General features: G+C 68.0%; 18 protein-coding genes. 10 read left to right on the top strand and 8 right to left on the bottom strand.

All coding sequences use genetic code 11. The features are described 5' to 3' along the window. Window positions 1-360 precede the first annotated feature (360 nt). Together AC5YGJ_RS11835 and AC5YGJ_RS11830 are read left to right on the top strand one after the other, a co-directional pair. Window positions 361-1,251, top strand: coding sequence for a histone (locus AC5YGJ_RS11835; protein ID WP_496186642.1), 891 nt, complete (start codon window positions 361-363; stop codon window positions 1,249-1,251). A gap of 107 nt (window positions 1,252-1,358) precedes the next feature. After that, a complete protein-coding gene (locus tag AC5YGJ_RS11830) occupies window positions 1,359-2,048 on the top strand; it encodes a hypothetical protein (RefSeq protein ID WP_249842178.1) in 690 nt (229 codons plus the stop codon). A gap of 15 nt (window positions 2,049-2,063) precedes the next feature. Here the strand turns inward: AC5YGJ_RS11830 and AC5YGJ_RS11825 are convergent, their stop codons facing one another. After that, window positions 2,064-2,423 (bottom strand): DUF1428 domain-containing protein, encoded by a 360-nt coding sequence (locus AC5YGJ_RS11825; RefSeq protein WP_107231528.1) that lies wholly within the window; start codon window positions 2,421-2,423, stop codon window positions 2,064-2,066. Between the two features lie 284 nt (window positions 2,424-2,707). Here AC5YGJ_RS11825 and AC5YGJ_RS11820 point away from each other — a divergent pair, with 284 nt between their 5' ends. Together AC5YGJ_RS11820 and AC5YGJ_RS11815 are read left to right on the top strand one after the other, a co-directional pair. Continuing rightward, the gene (locus AC5YGJ_RS11820) at window positions 2,708-3,280 is read left to right on the top strand and encodes an OmpO family porin (protein ID WP_107231529.1); all 573 of its coding nucleotides are present in this window, start codon (window positions 2,708-2,710) and stop codon (window positions 3,278-3,280) included. Between the two features lie 192 nt (window positions 3,281-3,472). Continuing rightward, window positions 3,473-4,150 (top strand): response regulator, encoded by a 678-nt coding sequence (locus AC5YGJ_RS11815; RefSeq protein WP_496186641.1) that lies wholly within the window; start codon window positions 3,473-3,475, stop codon window positions 4,148-4,150. Window positions 4,151-4,156: 6 nt separating this feature from the next. Here the strand turns inward: AC5YGJ_RS11815 and AC5YGJ_RS11810 are convergent, their stop codons facing one another. Continuing rightward, window positions 4,157-4,546: a DUF6165 family protein gene (locus AC5YGJ_RS11810; RefSeq protein ID WP_496186640.1), complete on the bottom strand. Its 390-nt coding sequence runs from the start codon at window positions 4,544-4,546 to the stop codon at window positions 4,157-4,159. A gap of 178 nt (window positions 4,547-4,724) precedes the next feature. On the opposite strand from AC5YGJ_RS11810, the gene AC5YGJ_RS11805 reads away from it, so the two are divergent. Then, the gene (locus tag AC5YGJ_RS11805; protein ID WP_496186639.1) at window positions 4,725-5,423 is read left to right on the top strand and encodes a TorF family putative porin; all 699 of its coding nucleotides are present in this window, start codon (window positions 4,725-4,727) and stop codon (window positions 5,421-5,423) included. Here AC5YGJ_RS11805 and AC5YGJ_RS11800 read toward each other — a convergent pair. Continuing rightward, window positions 5,420-6,568 carry an MFS transporter gene (locus tag AC5YGJ_RS11800; RefSeq protein ID WP_496186742.1) on the bottom strand — a complete coding sequence of 383 codons (1,149 nt, stop codon included), beginning with the start codon at window positions 6,566-6,568 and terminating at the stop codon, window positions 5,420-5,422. The two genes, AC5YGJ_RS11805 and AC5YGJ_RS11800, sit on opposite strands and share 4 nt — an antisense overlap. Before the next feature lie 143 nt (window positions 6,569-6,711). On the opposite strand from AC5YGJ_RS11800, the gene AC5YGJ_RS11795 reads away from it, so the two are divergent. Continuing rightward, complete coding sequence (locus tag AC5YGJ_RS11795) at window positions 6,712-7,599, top strand: LysR family transcriptional regulator (RefSeq protein WP_309336852.1); 888 nt, start codon at window positions 6,712-6,714, stop codon at window positions 7,597-7,599. On the opposite strand, the gene AC5YGJ_RS11790 is transcribed toward AC5YGJ_RS11795, so the two are convergent. Then, window positions 7,568-8,035, bottom strand: coding sequence for a YehS family protein (locus tag AC5YGJ_RS11790; RefSeq protein WP_249842172.1), 468 nt, complete (start codon window positions 8,033-8,035; stop codon window positions 7,568-7,570). The two genes, AC5YGJ_RS11795 and AC5YGJ_RS11790, sit on opposite strands and share 32 nt — an antisense overlap. 146 nt (window positions 8,036-8,181) lie before the next feature. On the opposite strand from AC5YGJ_RS11790, the gene AC5YGJ_RS11785 reads away from it, so the two are divergent. Then, window positions 8,182-8,934 carry an SDR family NAD(P)-dependent oxidoreductase gene (locus AC5YGJ_RS11785; protein ID WP_496186638.1) on the top strand — a complete coding sequence of 251 codons (753 nt, stop codon included), beginning with the start codon at window positions 8,182-8,184 and terminating at the stop codon, window positions 8,932-8,934. Between the two features lie 157 nt (window positions 8,935-9,091). On the opposite strand, the gene AC5YGJ_RS11780 is transcribed toward AC5YGJ_RS11785, so the two are convergent. From AC5YGJ_RS11780 to AC5YGJ_RS11765, 4 genes are all read right to left on the bottom strand, one after another. Beyond that, window positions 9,092-10,000, bottom strand: a complete 909-nt coding sequence (locus tag AC5YGJ_RS11780) for an SPOR domain-containing protein (RefSeq protein WP_496186637.1) — start codon at window positions 9,998-10,000, stop codon at window positions 9,092-9,094. A 21-nt stretch (window positions 10,001-10,021) separates the two neighbouring features. Further along, complete coding sequence (gene argS / locus AC5YGJ_RS11775) at window positions 10,022-11,710, bottom strand: arginine--tRNA ligase (RefSeq protein ID WP_496186636.1); 1,689 nt, start codon at window positions 11,708-11,710, stop codon at window positions 10,022-10,024. A gap of 111 nt (window positions 11,711-11,821) precedes the next feature. Then, window positions 11,822-12,526, bottom strand: coding sequence for a RadC family protein (gene radC / locus AC5YGJ_RS11770; protein WP_249842169.1), 705 nt, complete (start codon window positions 12,524-12,526; stop codon window positions 11,822-11,824). 70 nt (window positions 12,527-12,596) lie between these two features. Next, on the bottom strand, window positions 12,597-13,223 hold the full coding sequence (locus AC5YGJ_RS11765; protein ID WP_496186635.1) for a response regulator: 627 nt from the start codon (window positions 13,221-13,223) through the stop codon (window positions 12,597-12,599). 226 nt (window positions 13,224-13,449) lie between these two features. Here AC5YGJ_RS11765 and coaBC point away from each other — a divergent pair, with 226 nt between their 5' ends. The 3 genes from coaBC to AC5YGJ_RS11750 are packed head-to-tail and all read left to right on the top strand — an operon-like array spanning window position 13,450 to window position 17,555. Continuing rightward, window positions 13,450-14,712, top strand: a complete 1,263-nt coding sequence (gene coaBC / locus AC5YGJ_RS11760) for a bifunctional phosphopantothenoylcysteine decarboxylase/phosphopantothenate--cysteine ligase CoaBC (RefSeq protein ID WP_309336861.1) — start codon at window positions 13,450-13,452, stop codon at window positions 14,710-14,712. Beyond that, window positions 14,709-15,197 carry a dUTP diphosphatase gene (dut, locus tag AC5YGJ_RS11755; RefSeq protein ID WP_309336863.1) on the top strand — a complete coding sequence of 163 codons (489 nt, stop codon included), beginning with the start codon at window positions 14,709-14,711 and terminating at the stop codon, window positions 15,195-15,197. Before coaBC ends, dut begins: the two co-directional genes overlap by 4 nt. 12 nt (window positions 15,198-15,209) lie before the next feature. After that, entirely contained in the window at window positions 15,210-17,555 is a 2,346-nt protein-coding gene (locus AC5YGJ_RS11750) for a phosphomannomutase/phosphoglucomutase (protein WP_496186634.1), read from the top strand. Window positions 17,556-17,569: the final 14 nt, after the last annotated feature.

The following is a 17,569-nucleotide window of genomic DNA, read 5'->3' as shown; positions in this document are numbered from 1 at the left end:
GAACGCAGAGTGCGACACCGGCGGAGGCCATGCGTGCAGCGTCCAGGCACGCCGCGAACGCAGCCGGTACCGGCCGATACTTGCGCAGTTCCGCGCAACCGGGTGCTGCAGGACACCACGACGCACACCTGCGGCCGCACCCGGGCCGATGCACGCGGCACGCCCTTTCCGCTGTGCCTGGCGTGCGGCGCAGCACTGAAAAAAAGGGGTTTCCTGCACACCTGCAAGCCCGGCGACGGCAACCAGCTACATCATTGCCGTCGCAGCAGATGCGATTGACGGCGCATGCCCCGTTCCACGATCGTCAATGTCGGTATAGCATCGCCCCGTTTTGATACCTAAGGCCCGCAGGAGGGCAACATGAGCAACGGTAATGGTGTGTCGGTCGTGACCGACGCCGTCGAGAACGTCAAAGAAGCCGCCACCAACGTCGGCGAGACCATCGCCCACGCCGCCGAAGACGCCGTGAAGTCGGTCAAGAAGACCGTCAAGCGCGCCACCAAGGCTGCCGGTACCCGCGTTGCCAAGGCCAAGAAGGCTGTGGCCAAGGTCGAGAAGACCGTTGCCAAGAAGGCCGAGAAGGCTGCCAAGTCGGTCGGCAAGACCGTTGCCAAGGCGAAGAAGAAGCTGGAAACGGCCAAGAAGAATGCCAAGGCCGAAGCCGCTGCCCTGAAGAAGGAAGTGGCCAAGAAGAAGGCCGCTGCCGGCAAGGCCGTGACCAAGAAGGCCGCCGCTGCCAAGAAGACCACCAAGGCTGCCGGCAAGAAGGTCGCCACCGTGAAGAAGGCTGCCACCAAGAAGGCCGCCGTCGCCAAGAAGACCGTCGCCAAGAAGGCTGCGGCCGCCAAGAAGGTGGTCGGCAAGAAGGTCGCCACCGCCAAGAAGGCCGTCGCCAAGAAGACCGTCGCCGCCAAGAAGGTCGCCGGCAAGAAGGTCGCCGGCAAGAAGACCGTGGCTGCGAAGAAGGTTGTCGGCAAGAAGGTTGCCGCCACCAGGAAGGTTGCCACCAAGAAGACTGCCGCTGCCAAGAAGGTTGTTGGCAAGAAGGTTGCCGCCACCAAGAAGGTTGCCACCAAGAAGACCGCTGCTGCCAAGAAGGTCGTCGGCAAGAAGGTCGCTGCCACCCGCAAGGCTGTCGCCAAGAAGGCTGCGCCGCTGAAGAAGGTTGCTGCCAAGAAGGCTCCGGCCAAGAAGGCTGCCGCCAAGAAGGCCCCGGCCAAGGCCGTGCGCAAGGTCGCCAAGCGCAAGTAATCGCGCCGTGACCGAAGGCCCTGCCGCCCAACGGGTGGTGGGGCCTTTCGCATTTGTGGGACATGGCCTGGGGCAAGATGCGGGTTCTTCCGGCCGGAGCCCCGAGCATGCGCGGTATCGATTTCAGTTCCTGGCAGGGCGTGCTGTCCACCCTGGCCGGGCTGGTGCTGATCACCCTGCTGGGCGTGGGCATCCGCCTGCTGGTGATGCAGACCCTGCAGCAGCGCCGTGAGCGCGAGAACCGGCAGATCAACGAACGCCTGCGCACCCTGATGGCGGCCTACAAGACCCTGGGCGGTTCGTTCACCGGCGAGCTGGGGGTGGATCCTTCGCATCGCCGTGACCTGCGCCAGCGCGAAGACGCCGAAGGCATCGCCGAGCCGCGCTCGGATCGCGCGCGTCGTATCCGTGATGCGGTTGAAGCGGCACTGTCGGACATCCTGCTGCTGGGCACCGACGAGCAGGTGCGGCTGGCGGCGCGTGCCGCCAATGAACTGGCACAGGGGCGGCCAGTACACACCCACGAACTGGTGATCTCGCTGCGCGATTTCGTGCGAGAAGCGCTGGACCTGGCGCCGATTCCGGCCGACCTGCAGATTCCACCGCAGGGGCCGACCCGGCCCGGCAGTAGTGGCGGCGGCAAGGGCCGCAGCGAAGGCGATGCCAAGGGTGGCCGCGCCGGTGGCGGAGCGGGGGGCGGGATGGGCGGTGGGATGGGCGCCGGCATGGGCCTGGGTGCCGGCGCCGCATTGGGCGCCGGCCATGGGTCTGCCAGCGACGAGGCGGACGCGCGCTGAGCGCGTCGCGCCAGCTCAGCCTTTCAGTTCGTAGATCGGCACGAAGCCGCCGTAGATCATCCGCGCGCCGTCGAACGGCATCGGGTTCTTGGCCGGATCCATCCGCGGGTCTTCCATCATTCTGGCCATGCCGGCGTCGCGGGTGGGCTTGTCCGGCCATTCGATCCAGGAGAACACCACCGTTTCCTCCGGCGTGGCCTTCACCGCGCCGAAGAAGTCGGTGGTCTTGCCGTGTGGCACGTCATCGCCCCAGCACTCGACCACGCGCAGCGCGCCGAACTCGACGAAGACCGGATTGCCCGCGCGCGCGTGGGCGAGGAACTTCTCCTTGTTGGCGGTGGGGACCGCCAGTACGAAACCATCGATGTAGCTCATTGCCTGCCTCCGCAGTGGACCGTGCGGCATGCACGGCCTTCAAGTACCCGACGAACCAGCGCGTGCTGGATCGACAACGGGTGAAAGGTGAGGGAAAGCTGCAGGGAGAATGCACGCGCGCCGCGCGCGTATGCCAGAAACAGCCTGAATCAAGCCAAAAAATTCAGCAATGCGAAGACCGCTGTTTTCAGGGAGCGTTGTGGCGAATAACGGAGAATTTACATTCCCGATGCGATGGCGCCCTGGCGCTGCTGCACACCATAAGAAAGTAAAGGTGTACCCCCATGAAGAATTCGCTGATTGCTCTGGCCCTGGCTGCTGCCCTGCCGTTCACCGCCTCGGCTGCTGAGAACCTGTCCTACAACTACGCCGAAGCCAACTACGCCAAGACCGACAACGATGCGTTCAAGTCCGACGGCTGGGGCGTGAAGGGTTCCTACGGCTTCCTGCCGAATTTCCACGCCTTCGGTGAATACAGCCGCCAGGAAATCGACCACACCAACATCAAGCGCGACCAGTGGAAGGTCGGTGCCGGCTACAACGTCGAGATCGCCCCGTCGACCGACTTCATTGCCCGCGTTGCCTACCAGAAGCTGGACCAGAAGCATGGCCTGGACTTCAACGGCTACAGCGCTGAAGCCGGTATCCGCACCGCCTTCGGCGCCCACGCCGAGGTCTATGGCCTGGTCGGCTACGAAGACTACTCCAAGAAGCACGGCATCAATCCGGAAGGCCAGTGGTACGGCCGCCTGGGTGGCCAGGTCAAGCTGAACCAGAACTGGGGCCTGAACGGCGAGCTGAAGATGAACCGCGACGGCGACAAGGAATACACCGTCGGCCCGCGCTTCAGCTGGTAATTGCCTCCTCGGCGCCCCTGCGCGCTGACGATGCCTCGACAGGCCCGGCAAATGCCGGGCCTGTTGCGTTGTGACGAACCGAAATGGCGCCTGACCACCGGCAGGGTGCCATTGCTGCGTTGCAATGAATTGGATTCCGCTGGCGGCCACATCGACCTACGGTGACTGTCCCGTGCTGCTGGACATGCCGCGATGCCACCCGCCTTTCCGCCTGTGCTTCCCGATCGACCACGACGCCTGGCGTTGCTGGATCCGCATCCGGTACTGCGGTTGGGTGTGGAAGTGCTGTTGCGCCAGCACGCCAGCGTGCAGGTGCGGCTGAGCCTGTCCAGCGAACGCCATCTGCTGCACCTGCTTGAGCGCAGCCCGACCTGCGTGGATCTGCTGTTGATCGACGCGCTGCCGATGGGCGACCAGGGTGACGGCCTGGCCTTGCTGCGGCTGCTGTCGCAGCGATGGCCGTCATTGCCGGTGCTGGTGCTGTCGGCGCACTGCAACGCCAGCACGGTGAACTCCGCGCTGCGCGCGGGCGCACGCGGGTTCCTGTCCAAATCAACGCCGCCGCATGTCCTGCTGCGCGCCATCGAGGTGGTGGCGCGTGGGGGGCGCTTCGTGCCGCCGGAGCTGCGCACCGCACTGCACCTGCCGCGGATCCGCAGGTTGCCTACACCCGCACTGCCGCCCCTGAGCCGGCGCGAGCGCGAGGTACTCGGCCTGGTGCTGAAGGGCATGACGACCAGCGAAATGGCGCTGCGCGCCGGGCGCTCGGCCAGCACGATCAGCTCGCAGAAGACCTCGGCCTACCGCAAGCTCGGCATTCGTGGTGACGGCGATCTGTTCCGCTACCGCCACCTGCTCGAATGCGGATGAGCGGGCTTATTCGCCCTGGTACTGCTTCTCTTCCACCAGTGCCGAACCGGCCACGCGGTTGATCTCGTTCTTCACCTGCACCCGCTCGCCATTGGTGCCATAGACGCCGCGTGCCAGCTGGATGAACGCATCGTCGAACACCTGGGCCGCTTCCTTGTCGCGCAGCTGGTCCTGGATGTCCCACATGCGCTCGTTGATCGCCTTCAGCTGCTGCTTCAATGCGGTCAGTGCCGGTTGCGCCTGCAGCTGCTGCTGCAACAAGGGCAGCAGGCCGTCCAGCTCGGTGCGCACGTTGGCCAGCTTGGCGGCATCGTCGATGCGCTCGGCCTTGATCTCGAGAATGGTGATCTTGTCGATCAGCTCGCCGATCGATACCGGGGTCAGGATGGCGTCCACGCGGTTGGTTCCTGGAAACAAGGCGCCATGATAGCGCGCCGCCGGCGCGTGGCCTGCCTCCACGGGATTTACGCCGAATTTGCGCTGCGGGCCCGACAGCACCCTCGATCCGTTACGGGCACGCGCTCGACACTGCCGTCCCGGCGGCGTGGCCGCTTTCGACGAGGAAACAAGTGCAGTGAACAGCAAGGGGATGATGGCGGCTGCGGTGGCCGCCCTGGCAGGGCTGCTCGGAACCGGCGGCGCGCAGGCACAGGTGCAGGTGAGCGGCACCGCGGCGTTGACGAGTGACTACGTCTGGCGCGGCAGCTCGCAGAGCGATGGTGACCCGGCGGTACAGGCCGGCGGGAAGGTTTCGATCCCGTCGGGCTGGTACGCCAGTGTGTGGGGTTCCAACGTGTCGTTCGAACCGGACATTGGCGCACGCAGCGAGTTCGATCTGGTGGCGGGTTGGTCCGGCGCACTGGCACCGCACTGGACACTGGATGCCAACCTGACCCGCTACCTGTACCCGGGCACCGGACGCGCGCTGGATTGGACCGAGCTCAACACTACGCTGACCTGGAAACAGCGCGCCTGGTTGCAGCTGGCGCATTCCAACGATGCACTGGCCGGCGGCCATCGCGGTACCTATGCACAGCTGGGCGTACGCGTGCCGCTGCACGAGCGCTTCCGCCTGGAAGCGGCGGTGGGCCAGTACTGGCTGGCCAACGCGCAGGGGCCGGACTACCTGCATGGCCAGCTCAGCGCGATCGCCACGCTGACGCCGGCCTGGGAACTGCGTGCCACCGTGCACGACACCGACAGCGCCGCCAAGCGCCTGTTCCCGGGCAACGCCGGCGGCCGCTGGGAACTGGCGCTGCAGGGAAGCTTCTAGTCGGCAGTGGTGGCCTGGCGCGAACGCAGCGCGCCGGGCAGCCACAGCAGCAGCGCCAGCACGGCCACGGCTGCACCGGCCACGCAGATGCCGGTCCAGCCGTAGCGCTGGTAGACCTGCGCCGACAGCAGCGAGCCCAGTGAGCCGCCGATGAAGTAGCCGGTCATGTAACCGGCGTTGAGCCGGTTGCGCGCGGCCGGCTGCAAGGCGTAGATCAGGTTCTGGTTGCTGACGTGCAGCAGTTGCGCGGCCAGGTCCAGCACCACCACGCCCACCAGCAGCGCCAGCAGCGAATGGGTGGACAGCCCCAGCGGCAGCCACGCCACCAGCAGCAGCACCAGTGCGATGGCCGTGGCGCGCCCGCTCTGGCCACGGTCGGACATGCGCCCGGCCAGTCCGGCGGCCAGCGTGCCAGCGGCACCGACCAGACCGAACAGGCCGATGGTGGCATCGCTGTAGGCATAGGGCGGCTGTGCCAGCAGGAAGGCAAGCGGGGTCCAGAAGATCGCGAACATGGCGAAACTGCACGCCCCCAGCAAGGTGCGCTGGCGCAGCACCGGTTCCTGCACGAACAGCACGCCGATCGAGCGCAGCAGGGCGAAATAGCCCAGGCCTGCGCTGTGGTGGAAGCGTGGCAGGCCACGCTGCAGGGCCAGCGCGGTCAGTACCAGGGTGGCCGCAGCGATGGCATAGACCAGCCGCCAGTCGCCCAGGCTCGAGAGCAGGCCGGCCACGGTGCGTGCCAGCAGGATGCCCAGCAGCAGCCCGCTCATCAGCGTGCCGACCACACGTCCGCGGTGCTCCGGTGCGGCCAGGGTGGCGGCGAACGGCACCAGCACCTGCGCCACCACCGAGAACAGGCCGGTGATCGCGGTGCCCACCAGCAGCCAGGCCAGCGACGGTGCACAGGCACTGATCACCAGGCCGCCGGCCGAGAGCAGGCTCATCACTACGATCAGGCGGCGCCGCTCGAACAGGTCACCCAGCGGCACCAGCAGGATCAGGCCGGCGGCATAGCTCAACTGCGCGGCGGTGACCACCATGCCGGCCTGGCCAAACGGCACGCCGAAGGCATCGGCGATGGTATGCAGCAGGGGCTGCGCATAGTAGTTGCTGGCCACAGCCACGCCGGTGGCCACCGACATCAGCAGCACCTGCCAGCGGTGCAGAGGGGGGAGGGACGGGCTCACGCGGTGTTCCAGTGGGCGGGGCGCACAGTGTCCGCCTGCTGCAGGCATGATGGAAATGAATCATCATCATCCTTGTCATCTGAAAACAAGATACAAGCGTGAACCTCAAGCAGCTCGAGTTCGCCGTCGCCCTGGCCGAGGAAGGCAACTTCACCCGTGCCGCTGAACGCTGCCATGTCGTGCAGTCCGCGCTCAGCCACCAGATCGCCGCGCTGGAGCAGGAACTGGGTGCCACGCTGTTCGAGCGCCTGCCGCGCCTGGTCCGCGCTACTGCCGCAGGTGAGGCGCTGCTGGTGCACGCGCGCCAGGTGCTGGCCAGCCTGCGTCACCTGCGTGCCGATGTGGCGGCGGTCAGTGGTGAAGTGCGTGGCCTGCTGGCCATCGGGCAGATTTCCTCGCTCACCGGCATCGACGTGGTGGCAATGCTGGCTGCCTTCCAGCAGGTGCACCCGCAGGTGGAGTTCCAGTTGCGGGTGGACAAGAGCGAAGACCTGATCGCACAGGTGCAGTCGCGCGCGCTGGACGTGGCGCTGGTCGGGCTGGCGCCCTCGGCGGCGCTGGAGGGGGTCTGTCACCAGACGCTGCAGGAGGAAGACCTGGTGGCGGTGCTGTCCCCGTCGCACCGGTTGGCGCGGCGCAGGCGGCTGCCATTGACCGCGCTGCAGGATGAGGCACTGGTCGATTTTCCGCGCGGCACTGGTGCGCGCCGACAGACCGATGACGCCTTCGCTGCCGCCGGCCTGCCGCACACGGTGCGCTTCGAGGTCAACCTGATGGAACTGGTCGAGCGCTTCGTCCGCCATGGGCTGGCGGTGGGCATCGTGCCGGCGCTGATCGCCGACGGCTTCGAAGGGGTGGTGCAGATTCCGCTGCAGCCCACCCCGACCCGCCGCGTGCATCTGGTCTGGCAGCGGTTGCCGACGCCGGCAGCACGTGCCTTCGTCGAGGCCGTGCTCAGCCGCGCAGGCGCAGGCTCAGGCCCTTGAGGAAATTGCGCAGCATCTGGTCCAGGCAGCGCCGGTAGTTGGCATGGCCGGGCTGGCGGAACAGCGCACCGACTTCCGACTTGGAGACATTGAAACCGGCGCTGGCGAAGATCTCCATCAGGTCCACATCGCGCAGCTGGAACGCCACCCGAAGCTTCTTCAACACCAGGTTGTTGTCGATGCGGGTTTCCACTGCACGCCGCGGCTGGCTCTCGTCGCGGCCGCGCAGGTGCACGATGAGCCCGTCGAGGAAGTGCGCCAGCGCACGGTCGTTCATCGCCTCGAAACCGGCCTCATCCTCGCGACGCAGCCAGGCCTTCACCTGTTCGGTATCCACGGCGAAGGCCGGGTCGGCCATCTGGCACAGGGTCACCACGTGCTGGTCGCCCAGGTCCAGGGAGTAGCGCACGCTGCGCAGGACATCGTTGTTGATCATGGCCCATTGTACCGGCCCCCCTGCAGCTGGGGTCGGATCCCTGTGCGGAGCAGAGGGATCCGACCCCGGATCCGGCCGATCCGGCAACACAGGTGCCGGCCGACGGTGCCAGAATGGGGACCTGGTTTCCGCCCTGGAGTTGCTTGATGACCCGCACCGTCCTGATTACCGGCGCCACCTCCGGCTTCGGCGCCGCCGCCGTCCACCGCTTCGCCCAGGCGGGCTGGAAGGTGATCGCCACCGGTCGCCGCAGCGAGCGCCTGCAGCCATTGGTCGACCGTTATGGCAAGGATATGGTGCACGCCGCCGCCTTCGACATCCGCGATGCGGTGGCGATGGAAGCAGCGCTGCTGGCGCTGCCGCCGGCCTTCGGCGAGATCGATCTGCTGGTCAACAATGCCGGGCTGGCGCAGGGCACCGCGCCGGCGCAGGGTGCGAAGCTGTCGGACTGGACCACCATGATCGACACCAACATCACCGCACTGGTGACCCTGACCCACCGCCTGCTGCCGCAGTTGGTGGAGCGCCGCGGCGCGATCATCAACATCTCTTCGGTGGCCGGTGTCTACCCGTATCCGGGCGGCAATGCCTATGGTGGCACCAAGGCGTTCGTCAGCCAGTTCTCGCTGGGCCTGCGTTCGGACCTGCACGGCACCGGCGTGCGCGTAACCACGATCGAACCGGGCATGGCCGAGACCGAATTCACCGTGGTGCGCACCCATGGCGACCAGAACGCCTCGGACAAGCTCTACAGCGGCGCCAACCCGATGACCGCCGAGGACATCGCCGAGCAGATCTTCTGGGTGGCCACGCTGCCGCCGCACCTGAACATCAATCGCCTGGAACTGATGCCGGTCAGCCAGTCGTTCGCCGGCTTCCAGGTGGCCCGCGAAGGCTGACCTGCGCCGAGCGACGTCCCGTGTCATCGCAGGTGGGGTGCGTCCTGTAGAGCCGAGCCCATGCTCGCCTTCGTCGGGATTCAGCCGAGCATGGCTCGGCTCTACAGAAACAAAAAAAGCCGGGCAATGCCCGGCTTTTCCGTTCAACTCCAGCAGATCACTGCGCCTTGATCGCCATGGCCTGCAGCCCGGTGCCATCCAGCTTCTGCTTGGCTTCGGACAGCTCGCCGGCCGTGCCATAGGGCCCCATGCGCACGCGGTACACGGTCTTGCCGTTGATCTGTGCCGATTCCACGCGTGCCGCAAGTCCCATCATCGCCAGCTTGGCCTTGGTGGCTTCGGCATCGCCGGAGGCACCGAATGCGCCGGCCTGCAGGATGTAGCGCGCATTGTCGGCGGACGCCGGTGCGGCAGCGGCCACTGGCGTCGCCGATGCGGCAGGTGCGGTTTCCGCGCGCGGCGCCGGGGTGGTGGCCGCCGTGCTGGTCGACGCCGGTGCGGTGCTGGCCGACGGCGTTGCTGCGGCTGGGCGCTCGCTCAGCGGTGCCGGCAGCGGACGGTTGGTCGCGGTCACCGGTGCGGTGCTGGCGACGCTGGCCGTTGCCGTCGGTGCCGGAGTGGACGTGCTGGCCGGCGGTACCGGCTTGCCTTCCAGTGCGGCCTGCGCGCGCTGCGCCTCGGCCTTGGCCCGGCGCTGGTCCTCGGCGCGCGCGCTGGCGGCCAGTTCGGCGTCGGACATCTCCACTTCCTTGCCCGGCAGCAGGGTGTAGAAGTCGTACTGGGTGGCGGCCGGCTTTTCCGCTTCGGCCGGCTTGGCGGGGGCCGGCTGCGCGGCCGGCTGGCTGCCGACATCGCTGTCGGCATCGGCGACCGGGGCCGGTTGCGCGTTCGGGTTCGGCTGCGGACCGGCGCGCAGGAAACCATCGCCTTCGCCCTTGAACAGGTTCGGCGCCGCCAGGAACACCACAGCGGCGATCGCCACACCGGCCACCAGCCACACCCATCCGGGAGTGCCCTGGCTGCCGCTGTTGCGTCGTGCCTGGCTTTTGCCGCGTCGTGCTGCCATGTGTACTGCGTCTCCTGATGCTTACATTTTTTCCGGGGCGCTGACGCCCAGGAGTTCGAGGCCGTTGGCCAGCACCTGGCGTGCCGCGCAGGCCAGGGTCAGCTTGGCATTGCGCTCAACACTGTCGTCCACCAGCACTGGCGTCCCGTGATACCACGTGTGGAACGCATGCGCCAATTCACGCAGGTACTGCGCTACCAGATGCGGCTCCAGCGCCACGCCGGCCGCTTCCACCACTTCCGGATACCGCGAGATCTCGTTCATCAGCGTCAGCGAGGCGTCGTCGCCCAGGCGGGCGAGGTTGGCCAGGCCATTGCTCTGTTCGTACACCAGGCCCTTCTCCTGCGCCTGGCGCAACAGGCTGCACACGCGCGCGTGCGCGTACTGCACATAGAACACCGGGTTGTCGTTGCTCTGCTGGCGGGCCAGGTCGATGTCGAAGGTCAGCTGCGAATCGGGCTTGCGCGCGATCAGGAACCAGCGGGTGGCATCGCGGCCGGCTTCCTCGATCAGGTCGCGCAGGGTGAAGTAGCTGCCGGCACGCTTGGACAGCTTCACTTCCTCACCGCCACGCATGACGGTGACCATCTGGTGCAGCACGTATTCCGGCCAGCCCTGCGGGATGCCCACTTCCATGGCCTGCAGGCCGGCGCGCACGCGCGCCAGCGAACCGTGGTGGTCGGCGCCCAGCTCAGTGATCGCGCGCTCGTAGCCGCGCTGCCACTTGGACAGGTGGTAGGCCACATCCGGAACGAAGTAGGTGAAGGTGCCGTCGGACTTGCGCATCACGCGGTCCTTGTCGTCACCGAAGTCGGTGCTGCGCAGCCACAGCGCGCCGCCTTCCTCGTAGGTGTGACCGGACGCCTGCAGCTTGGCCACCGCTTCGGCGACCTTGCCGTCGGCGTACAGCGAGCTTTCCAGGAAGTAGATGTCGAAGTCGACGCCGAACGCGGCCAGGTCCAGGTTCTGCTCGTTGCGCAGGTAGGCCACAGCGAAGCGACGGATCGCCTGCATGTCGTCCGGATCCTTGGCGCCGACCACCAGGGTGCCCTCCAGGTCGACGCTGGCGCCGGCCATGTAGGCGCGGGCGACGTCGGCAATGTATTCACCGCGATAGCCGCCTTCCGGCCAGCCGTCCTGGTCCGGGGCGATCCCCTTCACGCGGGCCTGCACCGACAGCGCCAGGTTTTCGATCTGCACGCCGGCGTCGTTGTAGTAGAACTCGCGCTTGGCGTTCCAGCCGTTGGCATCGAGCACGCGCGCCACGCAGTCGCCGATCGCGGCGGCGCGGCCGTGGCCGACGTGCAGCGGACCGGTCGGGTTGGCCGACACATACTCCACACCCACCGTGCGGCCATTGCCGGACAGGTTGCGGCCGTAGTCATGGCCTTCCTTGATGACCGAAGCGGCTTCGCGCTGGTAGGCGGCCGGGGCCAGGTGGAAATTGATGAAGCCCGGGCCAGCGATCTCGACCTTGCTGACGTCCTCGCTGCGCGGCAGCGCCTCGACCAGCGCCTGGGCCAGCGCGCGCGGATTGCTGCGCGCGGCCTTGGCCAGCAGCATCGCGGCGTTGGTGGCGAAGTCGCCATGGTCGCGGGTCTTCGGGCGCTCGACCACGAAGTCCGGCGGCAGGGAGTCGGCGGGCAGGGTGCCATTGGCGCGCAAGGCTTCGATGCCTTGGCTGATCAGGGCGCGGAGGAGATTTTTCACGAGGCCTGCTGTGAGAATGAGCGGCGGAATCGCCCATTTTAGCGCAGATACCCGCAGCCACGCTGAGCCCCGCCTGCCTGGCGGGGCCGGGGCCCCGTCGCCGGCCCACGCTCAGCCGAACAGGCGCGGTTGTGGCTGGGCCAGCAGCCCTCGTTCAGCAAACGAAACAGGCCGCCCCTCACCCACCACGAAGTGGTCCAGCAGGCGCACATCCACCAGCGCCAGCGCCTGCTGCAGCTCGTCGGTGATGCGGGTGTCGGCACTGGAGGGTTCCGGGTCGCCGGACGGGTGGTTGTGGCTGAGGATCACCGCTGCGGCGTTGTGCAGCAGGGCCCGCCGTACCACTTCGCGCGGGTACACCGGGGCCGCGTTGATGGTGCCCTGGAACAGTTCCTCGCAGGCGATCAGGCGGTGCCGGTTGTCCAGGAACAGCACCATGAAGATCTCCCGGGCCTGGCCGCGCAGCCGGTGCTGCAGGTAGCGGCCGACCGCGACCGGGTTGTTGCCGACGGGTTCGCCGTGCTGCAGTTCGGCGGCCAGGTAGCGGTGGGCCAGCTCCAGTCCGGCCGCCAGCGTGCAGCTGCGTGCCGGACCCAGGCCGGGCAGCCGCGCCAGGTCGCGGGCCGGGCGGTCAAGCAGCTGCCGCAACGGGCCATGCGCGGCGAGCAGATCGCGCGCGGTGTGCACGGCATCGCGGCCGCCGGACCCGGAGCCGAGGAACAGCGCCAGCAATTCAGCATCGGACAGCAGGGCAGCACCGTGCGCGAGCAGTTTCTCGCGGGGTCGTTCCTGTTCGGGCCAGTCGCGGATGGGCATGCGTTGATCATCGCCGGCTGCGTTGCGGCCTCCCATCGGCACACCCCGCGCGCGCGCGTCGGCCAATGCCTCAATCGCGCCGGCGCTGCAGATAGGCGAACAGTTCCTGGTTGGTCTGCAGGCCCAGCTTGCGCTTGGCTTCAGCCTTCTGCCGGCTGATCGTCTTCGGGCTGCGGCCGCAATGGGCCGCAATGGCATTGACCTTCAGCCCGGCCGCCAGCAGGTCCAGCACTTCCTGCTCGCGCGCCGACAGCGCCGACGGCTCACGCGCGAACATCAGGTCGCGCGCTTCAAGGTGGTGGCGCAGGTGTGGCGAAACGAAGACCTGGCCGGCCATCGCGGCGTTCAGCGCCTGCGGCAGCTGGCCGAAATCGGCGCACTTGTCGACCAGGCCACCCACGCCGTCGCGCAACAGGCCATCAAGCAGGCCCGGATGGCGGGCGCCGGTCAGCACCACCACCGGCAGCGCCGGGTGGCGCGCCTGCAGTTCGCCGATCAGCTCAGGGCCATCAGGGCCGGTGCCGGGCATGGACAGGTCGGTCAGCACGGCGTCGCAGGTTTCGCGTTCCACCAGGTGCAGCAGCCCGGCGCCGTCACACGCGGCGCCGACCACGTCCATCAGATGGGTCTGCAGCACGATGCGGATACCGTGCAGGACGACGGGGTGGTCGTCGGCGATGATGATGCGCGGTTGCACGTGGAATCCTCGGAAGGCGAAACGGCGCACCAGCGGTGGCCAACCACGATTCTGCAAAGGTGGTCGGCCTACAGGTATAGGAAAGTTCCGAATCGCACGGTTCCGGATGCAGAAATTGTCGTAGTGCAAGTTCCATCTGCTGATAGCTGCCGGCTATGTGCGCCCTGCACCGGGACATTACCGGCCATCGGGTAAGCTAGCGCCCTCGTTTGCACAGGAAATCCAGGTGGCTGACTCCCCCAACGCTTCCCCGGCGCCGGCCCGCGCGCTGGAAGGCCAGAAACTGTTGTTGTGCGTCGGAGGCGGGATCGCGGCCTACAAGGCTCTGGAGCTGGTGCGGCGGCTGCGCGACGCCGGCGCCCAGGTACAGGTGGCGATGACCGCCGGTGCCCAGCAGTTCGTCACCCCGCTCAGCTTCCAGGCCCTGTCCGGGCAGCCGACCCGCACCACGCTGTGGGACAGCGCGGCCGAACAGGCCATGGGCCATATCGAACTGGCGCGCTGGGCCGACCGTATCGTGGTCGCCCCGGGTACCGCCGATCTGCTCGCGCGGCTGGCCCAGGGCCATGCCGATGACCTGGTCAGCACGCTGTGCCTGGCCAGCACCGCACCGCTGACGATCTGCCCGGCGATGAACCATCGCATGTGGCTGCATCCGGCCACCCAGGCCAACATCGCCCTGCTGCGCCAGCGCGGCGCGCAGGTGATCGGTCCGGTCGATGGCCCGCTGGCCGAAGGTGAATCCGGTCCCGGCCGTCTGGCCGAACCGGGCGACATCGTGGCCGCGCTGGCCGCCAACGGCCGCGCGGCCTCAGCGGTTGCCGCGCCGGAAACCCGCGCACTGCAGGGCCTGCGCCTGCTGGTCAGCGCCGGCCCGACCTACGAAGATCTGGACCCGGTGCGCTACGTCGGCAACCGCAGCAGCGGCAAGATGGGGTTCGCCCTGGCCGCCGCGGCCGCGGCGATGGGCGCACAGGTGGTGCTGGTCAGTGGCCCGGTGCAACTGCCCACGCCGCCTGGCGTGCAGCGCATCGATGTGCGCTCGGCCGCGCAGATGCGCGATGCCGTGCTGCAGTCGCTGCCGGCCGACATCTACATCGGTGCAGCGGCGGTATCGGACTACACGCCGCGCCAGGTGGCCGCGCAGAAGCTGAAGAAGACCGCCGACAGCCAGTCGCTGGTGATTGAGCTGGTGCGCACGCCGGACATCCTGGCCGAAGTCGCCGCGCAGACCCAGTCGCTGAAACTGGTGGTGGGCTTTGCCGCCGAGACCCACGATGTGGAGAAATATGCCCGTGGCAAGCTGGTCGACAAGCGCCTGGACCTGGTGATCGCCAACCAGGTCGGCATCAGCGGCGGCGGTTTCGAAAGCGACAACAATGCCGCCACGGCCTTCTGGCAGGACGGCGAACAGAACTTCCCGGCCACCTCCAAGCGCGAGCTGGCCGAACAACTGCTGGCGCTGATCGCGCGGAGGCTTCAGGCATGACCCAGGCGGTATCCACACCGGCATTTTCCCCGCAGCCGTTGCAGGTCAAGCTGCTCGACCCGCGTTTCGGCGACAGCTGGCCGTTGCCGGCCTACGCCACCGAAGCCAGCGCCGGCATGGACCTGCGTGCGGCGCTGGACACCGCGCTGACCCTGCAGCCTGGCGACACCGCGCTGGTGCCCAGTGGCCTGGCCATCCATATTGCCGATCCGCACCTGTGCGCGGTCATCCTGCCGCGTTCCGGGCTGGGCCATCGCCACGGCATCGTGCTCGGCAACGGTACCGGCCTGATCGATGCCGATTACCAGGGGCCGCTGCTGATCAGCGTGTGGAACCGCGGCCGCGAAGCCTTCACCATCGAGCCGGGTGATCGCATCGCCCAGCTGGTGGTCGTGCCGATTGCCCGCGTCAGCCTGCAGGTGGTGGATACTTTCACCGACAGCGTGCGGGGCACGGGTGGATTCGGCCATACCGGGGTGCGTTGACAGGGGACATCGATGAGCGGCATCGGGGAAGGACAGCGGGGACGGTCATTGGGGCGCAGCGCTCCCCTTCTGGGGGTGTTGCTGGTCCTGCTGGCAGGCTGGTTCGGTTGGAGCGCGGTGCAGCAGTGGCGCCAGGAGGCCAACGGCCAGGCGCTGGAGCAGGCGCGTGACCAGGCCGTGCAGGGGCTGCAGCAGGCCGCCGCTGGCCAGGTGCAGCAGCTGCAGCAGCACCTGAACAACGATCGCGTTCAGCAGGCGCTGCAGGCCGGTGATGCGGCCGCCGCCGCCCTGGCCCTGCGCGAGAGCTGGACCGGCGTGGAACAGGTGGAGGTGCTGACCTCCGACCTGGCGACCGCCTATGCCGATCCGGCGGCCTTCGGTTATGCCCGCCTGGCCCTGCTGGAGGCCGCGCTGGCCGAAGGCAAGCCCGGCGTACGGGTGGTCCGCGACGGCGGTGGCAACCGGCTGGGCCTGGCCGCGCCGGTACAGCTGGGCAACCTCGGCCCGGCCGTGGTGTATGTGCGCCAGCCGCTGCTGCGGCTGACCTCGGCGCTGGACCAGGCGAGTGCGCCGTCCAGCGGTTTCCTCGGCCTGCGCCAGGGCGTGCGCGACCTGGTCAGCCAGGGCAATGCCAGCCTGGCCGAAGGTGCCGAAGCACTGGCGCGTCCCATTCCAGGAACGCCGCTGCGGCTGGCCGCGTCGGTGCCCAGCGTCGAGGCCGGGCCGCTGGGCCTGGGCGCGCTGGCCAGCGCCATCGTTGCCCTGTTGCTGGCGTTCATCGCCGTATTGCTGGTGGTGGGGCGCCATCGCCTGCCGGCGTCGCTGCCGCTGCCGCGCCGCGCCTCGGCGGTCGAGGCCGACCTGGGCCCGACGCTGAGCGAAAGCCTGCAGCAGTCCCCGCCGCCGGTGGCCAGCACGGCCAACCGTGATGCCCCCCCGCCGCCGCCGCCGCCGGTGCCGGCTGAAGAGCTGGCGGCCGGAATCTTCCGTGCCTACGACATCCGCGGCGTGACCGGCAGCGAACTGACGCCGAAGACCGCCGCGCTGATCGGCCAGGCCATCGGTACCGTGGCGCTGGAACAGGGGCTGCGCGAAGTGGTGATCGGCCGTGATGGCCGCCTGTCCGGCCCGGAGCTGGCGGCGGGCCTGGCCGAAGGGCTGCGCCGCGCCGGCTGCGCGGTGATCGACATCGGCCTGGCACCGACCCCGGTGGTGTACTACGCCGCCTTCCACCTGCGTACTGGCACCTGCGTGGCCGTGACCGGCAGCCACAACCCGCCCGAGTACAACGGCTTCAAGATTGTCATCGGCGGCGAGACGCTGTCCGGCGATGCCATCACCGATCTCTACGCACGCATCGTCGAGGGTCGCCTGGTGCAGGCCACCGAACCGGGTGACTACCAGCAGCGCGACGTCAGCGCCGATTACATCCAGCGCATTGCCGATGACGTGCAGCTGGATCGTCCGCTGAAGGTCGTCGCCGATGCCGGCAACGGTGTGGCCGGTGCATTTGCGCCGCAGCTGCTGGAGGCGATCGGTGCCGAAGTCATTCCGCTGTACTGCGATGTCGACGGCACCTTCCCCAACCATCACCCCGACCCCAGCGAACCGGCCAACCTGGAAGACCTGGTGCAGACGGTGAAGCGCTTTGGCGCCGACCTCGGCGTGGCCTTCGATGGCGATGGTGACCGGCTGGGCGTGGTCACCGGCGAAGGCAGGATCATCTATGCCGACCGCCTGCTGATGCTGTTCGCCGCCGATGTGCTGATGCGCAACCCCGGTGCGATGGTGATCTACGATGTGAAATGCACCGGCAAGCTGTCCGACCACGTGCTGCGCAATGGTGGCAGCCCGTTGATGTGGAAGACCGGGCATTCGCTGATGAAGGCCAAGATGCGCGAGACCGATGCCGAGCTGGCCGGCGAGATGAGCGGCCATTTCTTCTTCAAGGAACGCTGGTTCGGTTTCGACGACGGCCTGTATGCGGCGGCACGCCTGCTGGAGATCCTGGCCCAGCGCGAGGAAACCCCCGACGAGGTGCTGGCCGAGCTGCCGGAGATGGTGGCGACGCCGGAACTGAAGGTGCCGGTGGCCGAAGGTACGCCGCATGCGCTGGTGGCGATGCTGGTGGCGGCTGCGCAATCGCCGGACAACCCCTACGTGGGGGGCCGGCTGTCGACCATCGACGGCCTGCGTGTGGACTTCCCCGACGGCTGGGGCCTGGTGCGTGCCTCCAACACCACGCCGGTGCTGGTGCTGCGCTTTGAAGGTAGCGACGAGGCTGCACTGGAACGCATCCAGGCCCTGTTCCGCAGCCAGCTGCAACCGGTGCTGGGCGACACCCCGCTGGGGTTCTGAGACGGGGCCGGGCT

Source organism: Stenotrophomonas sp. CS3K5 (assembly GCF_059515225.1).
The sequence above is the reverse complement of the archived record's forward strand: the minus strand, read 5'-3'. Positions and strand labels throughout refer to the sequence as shown.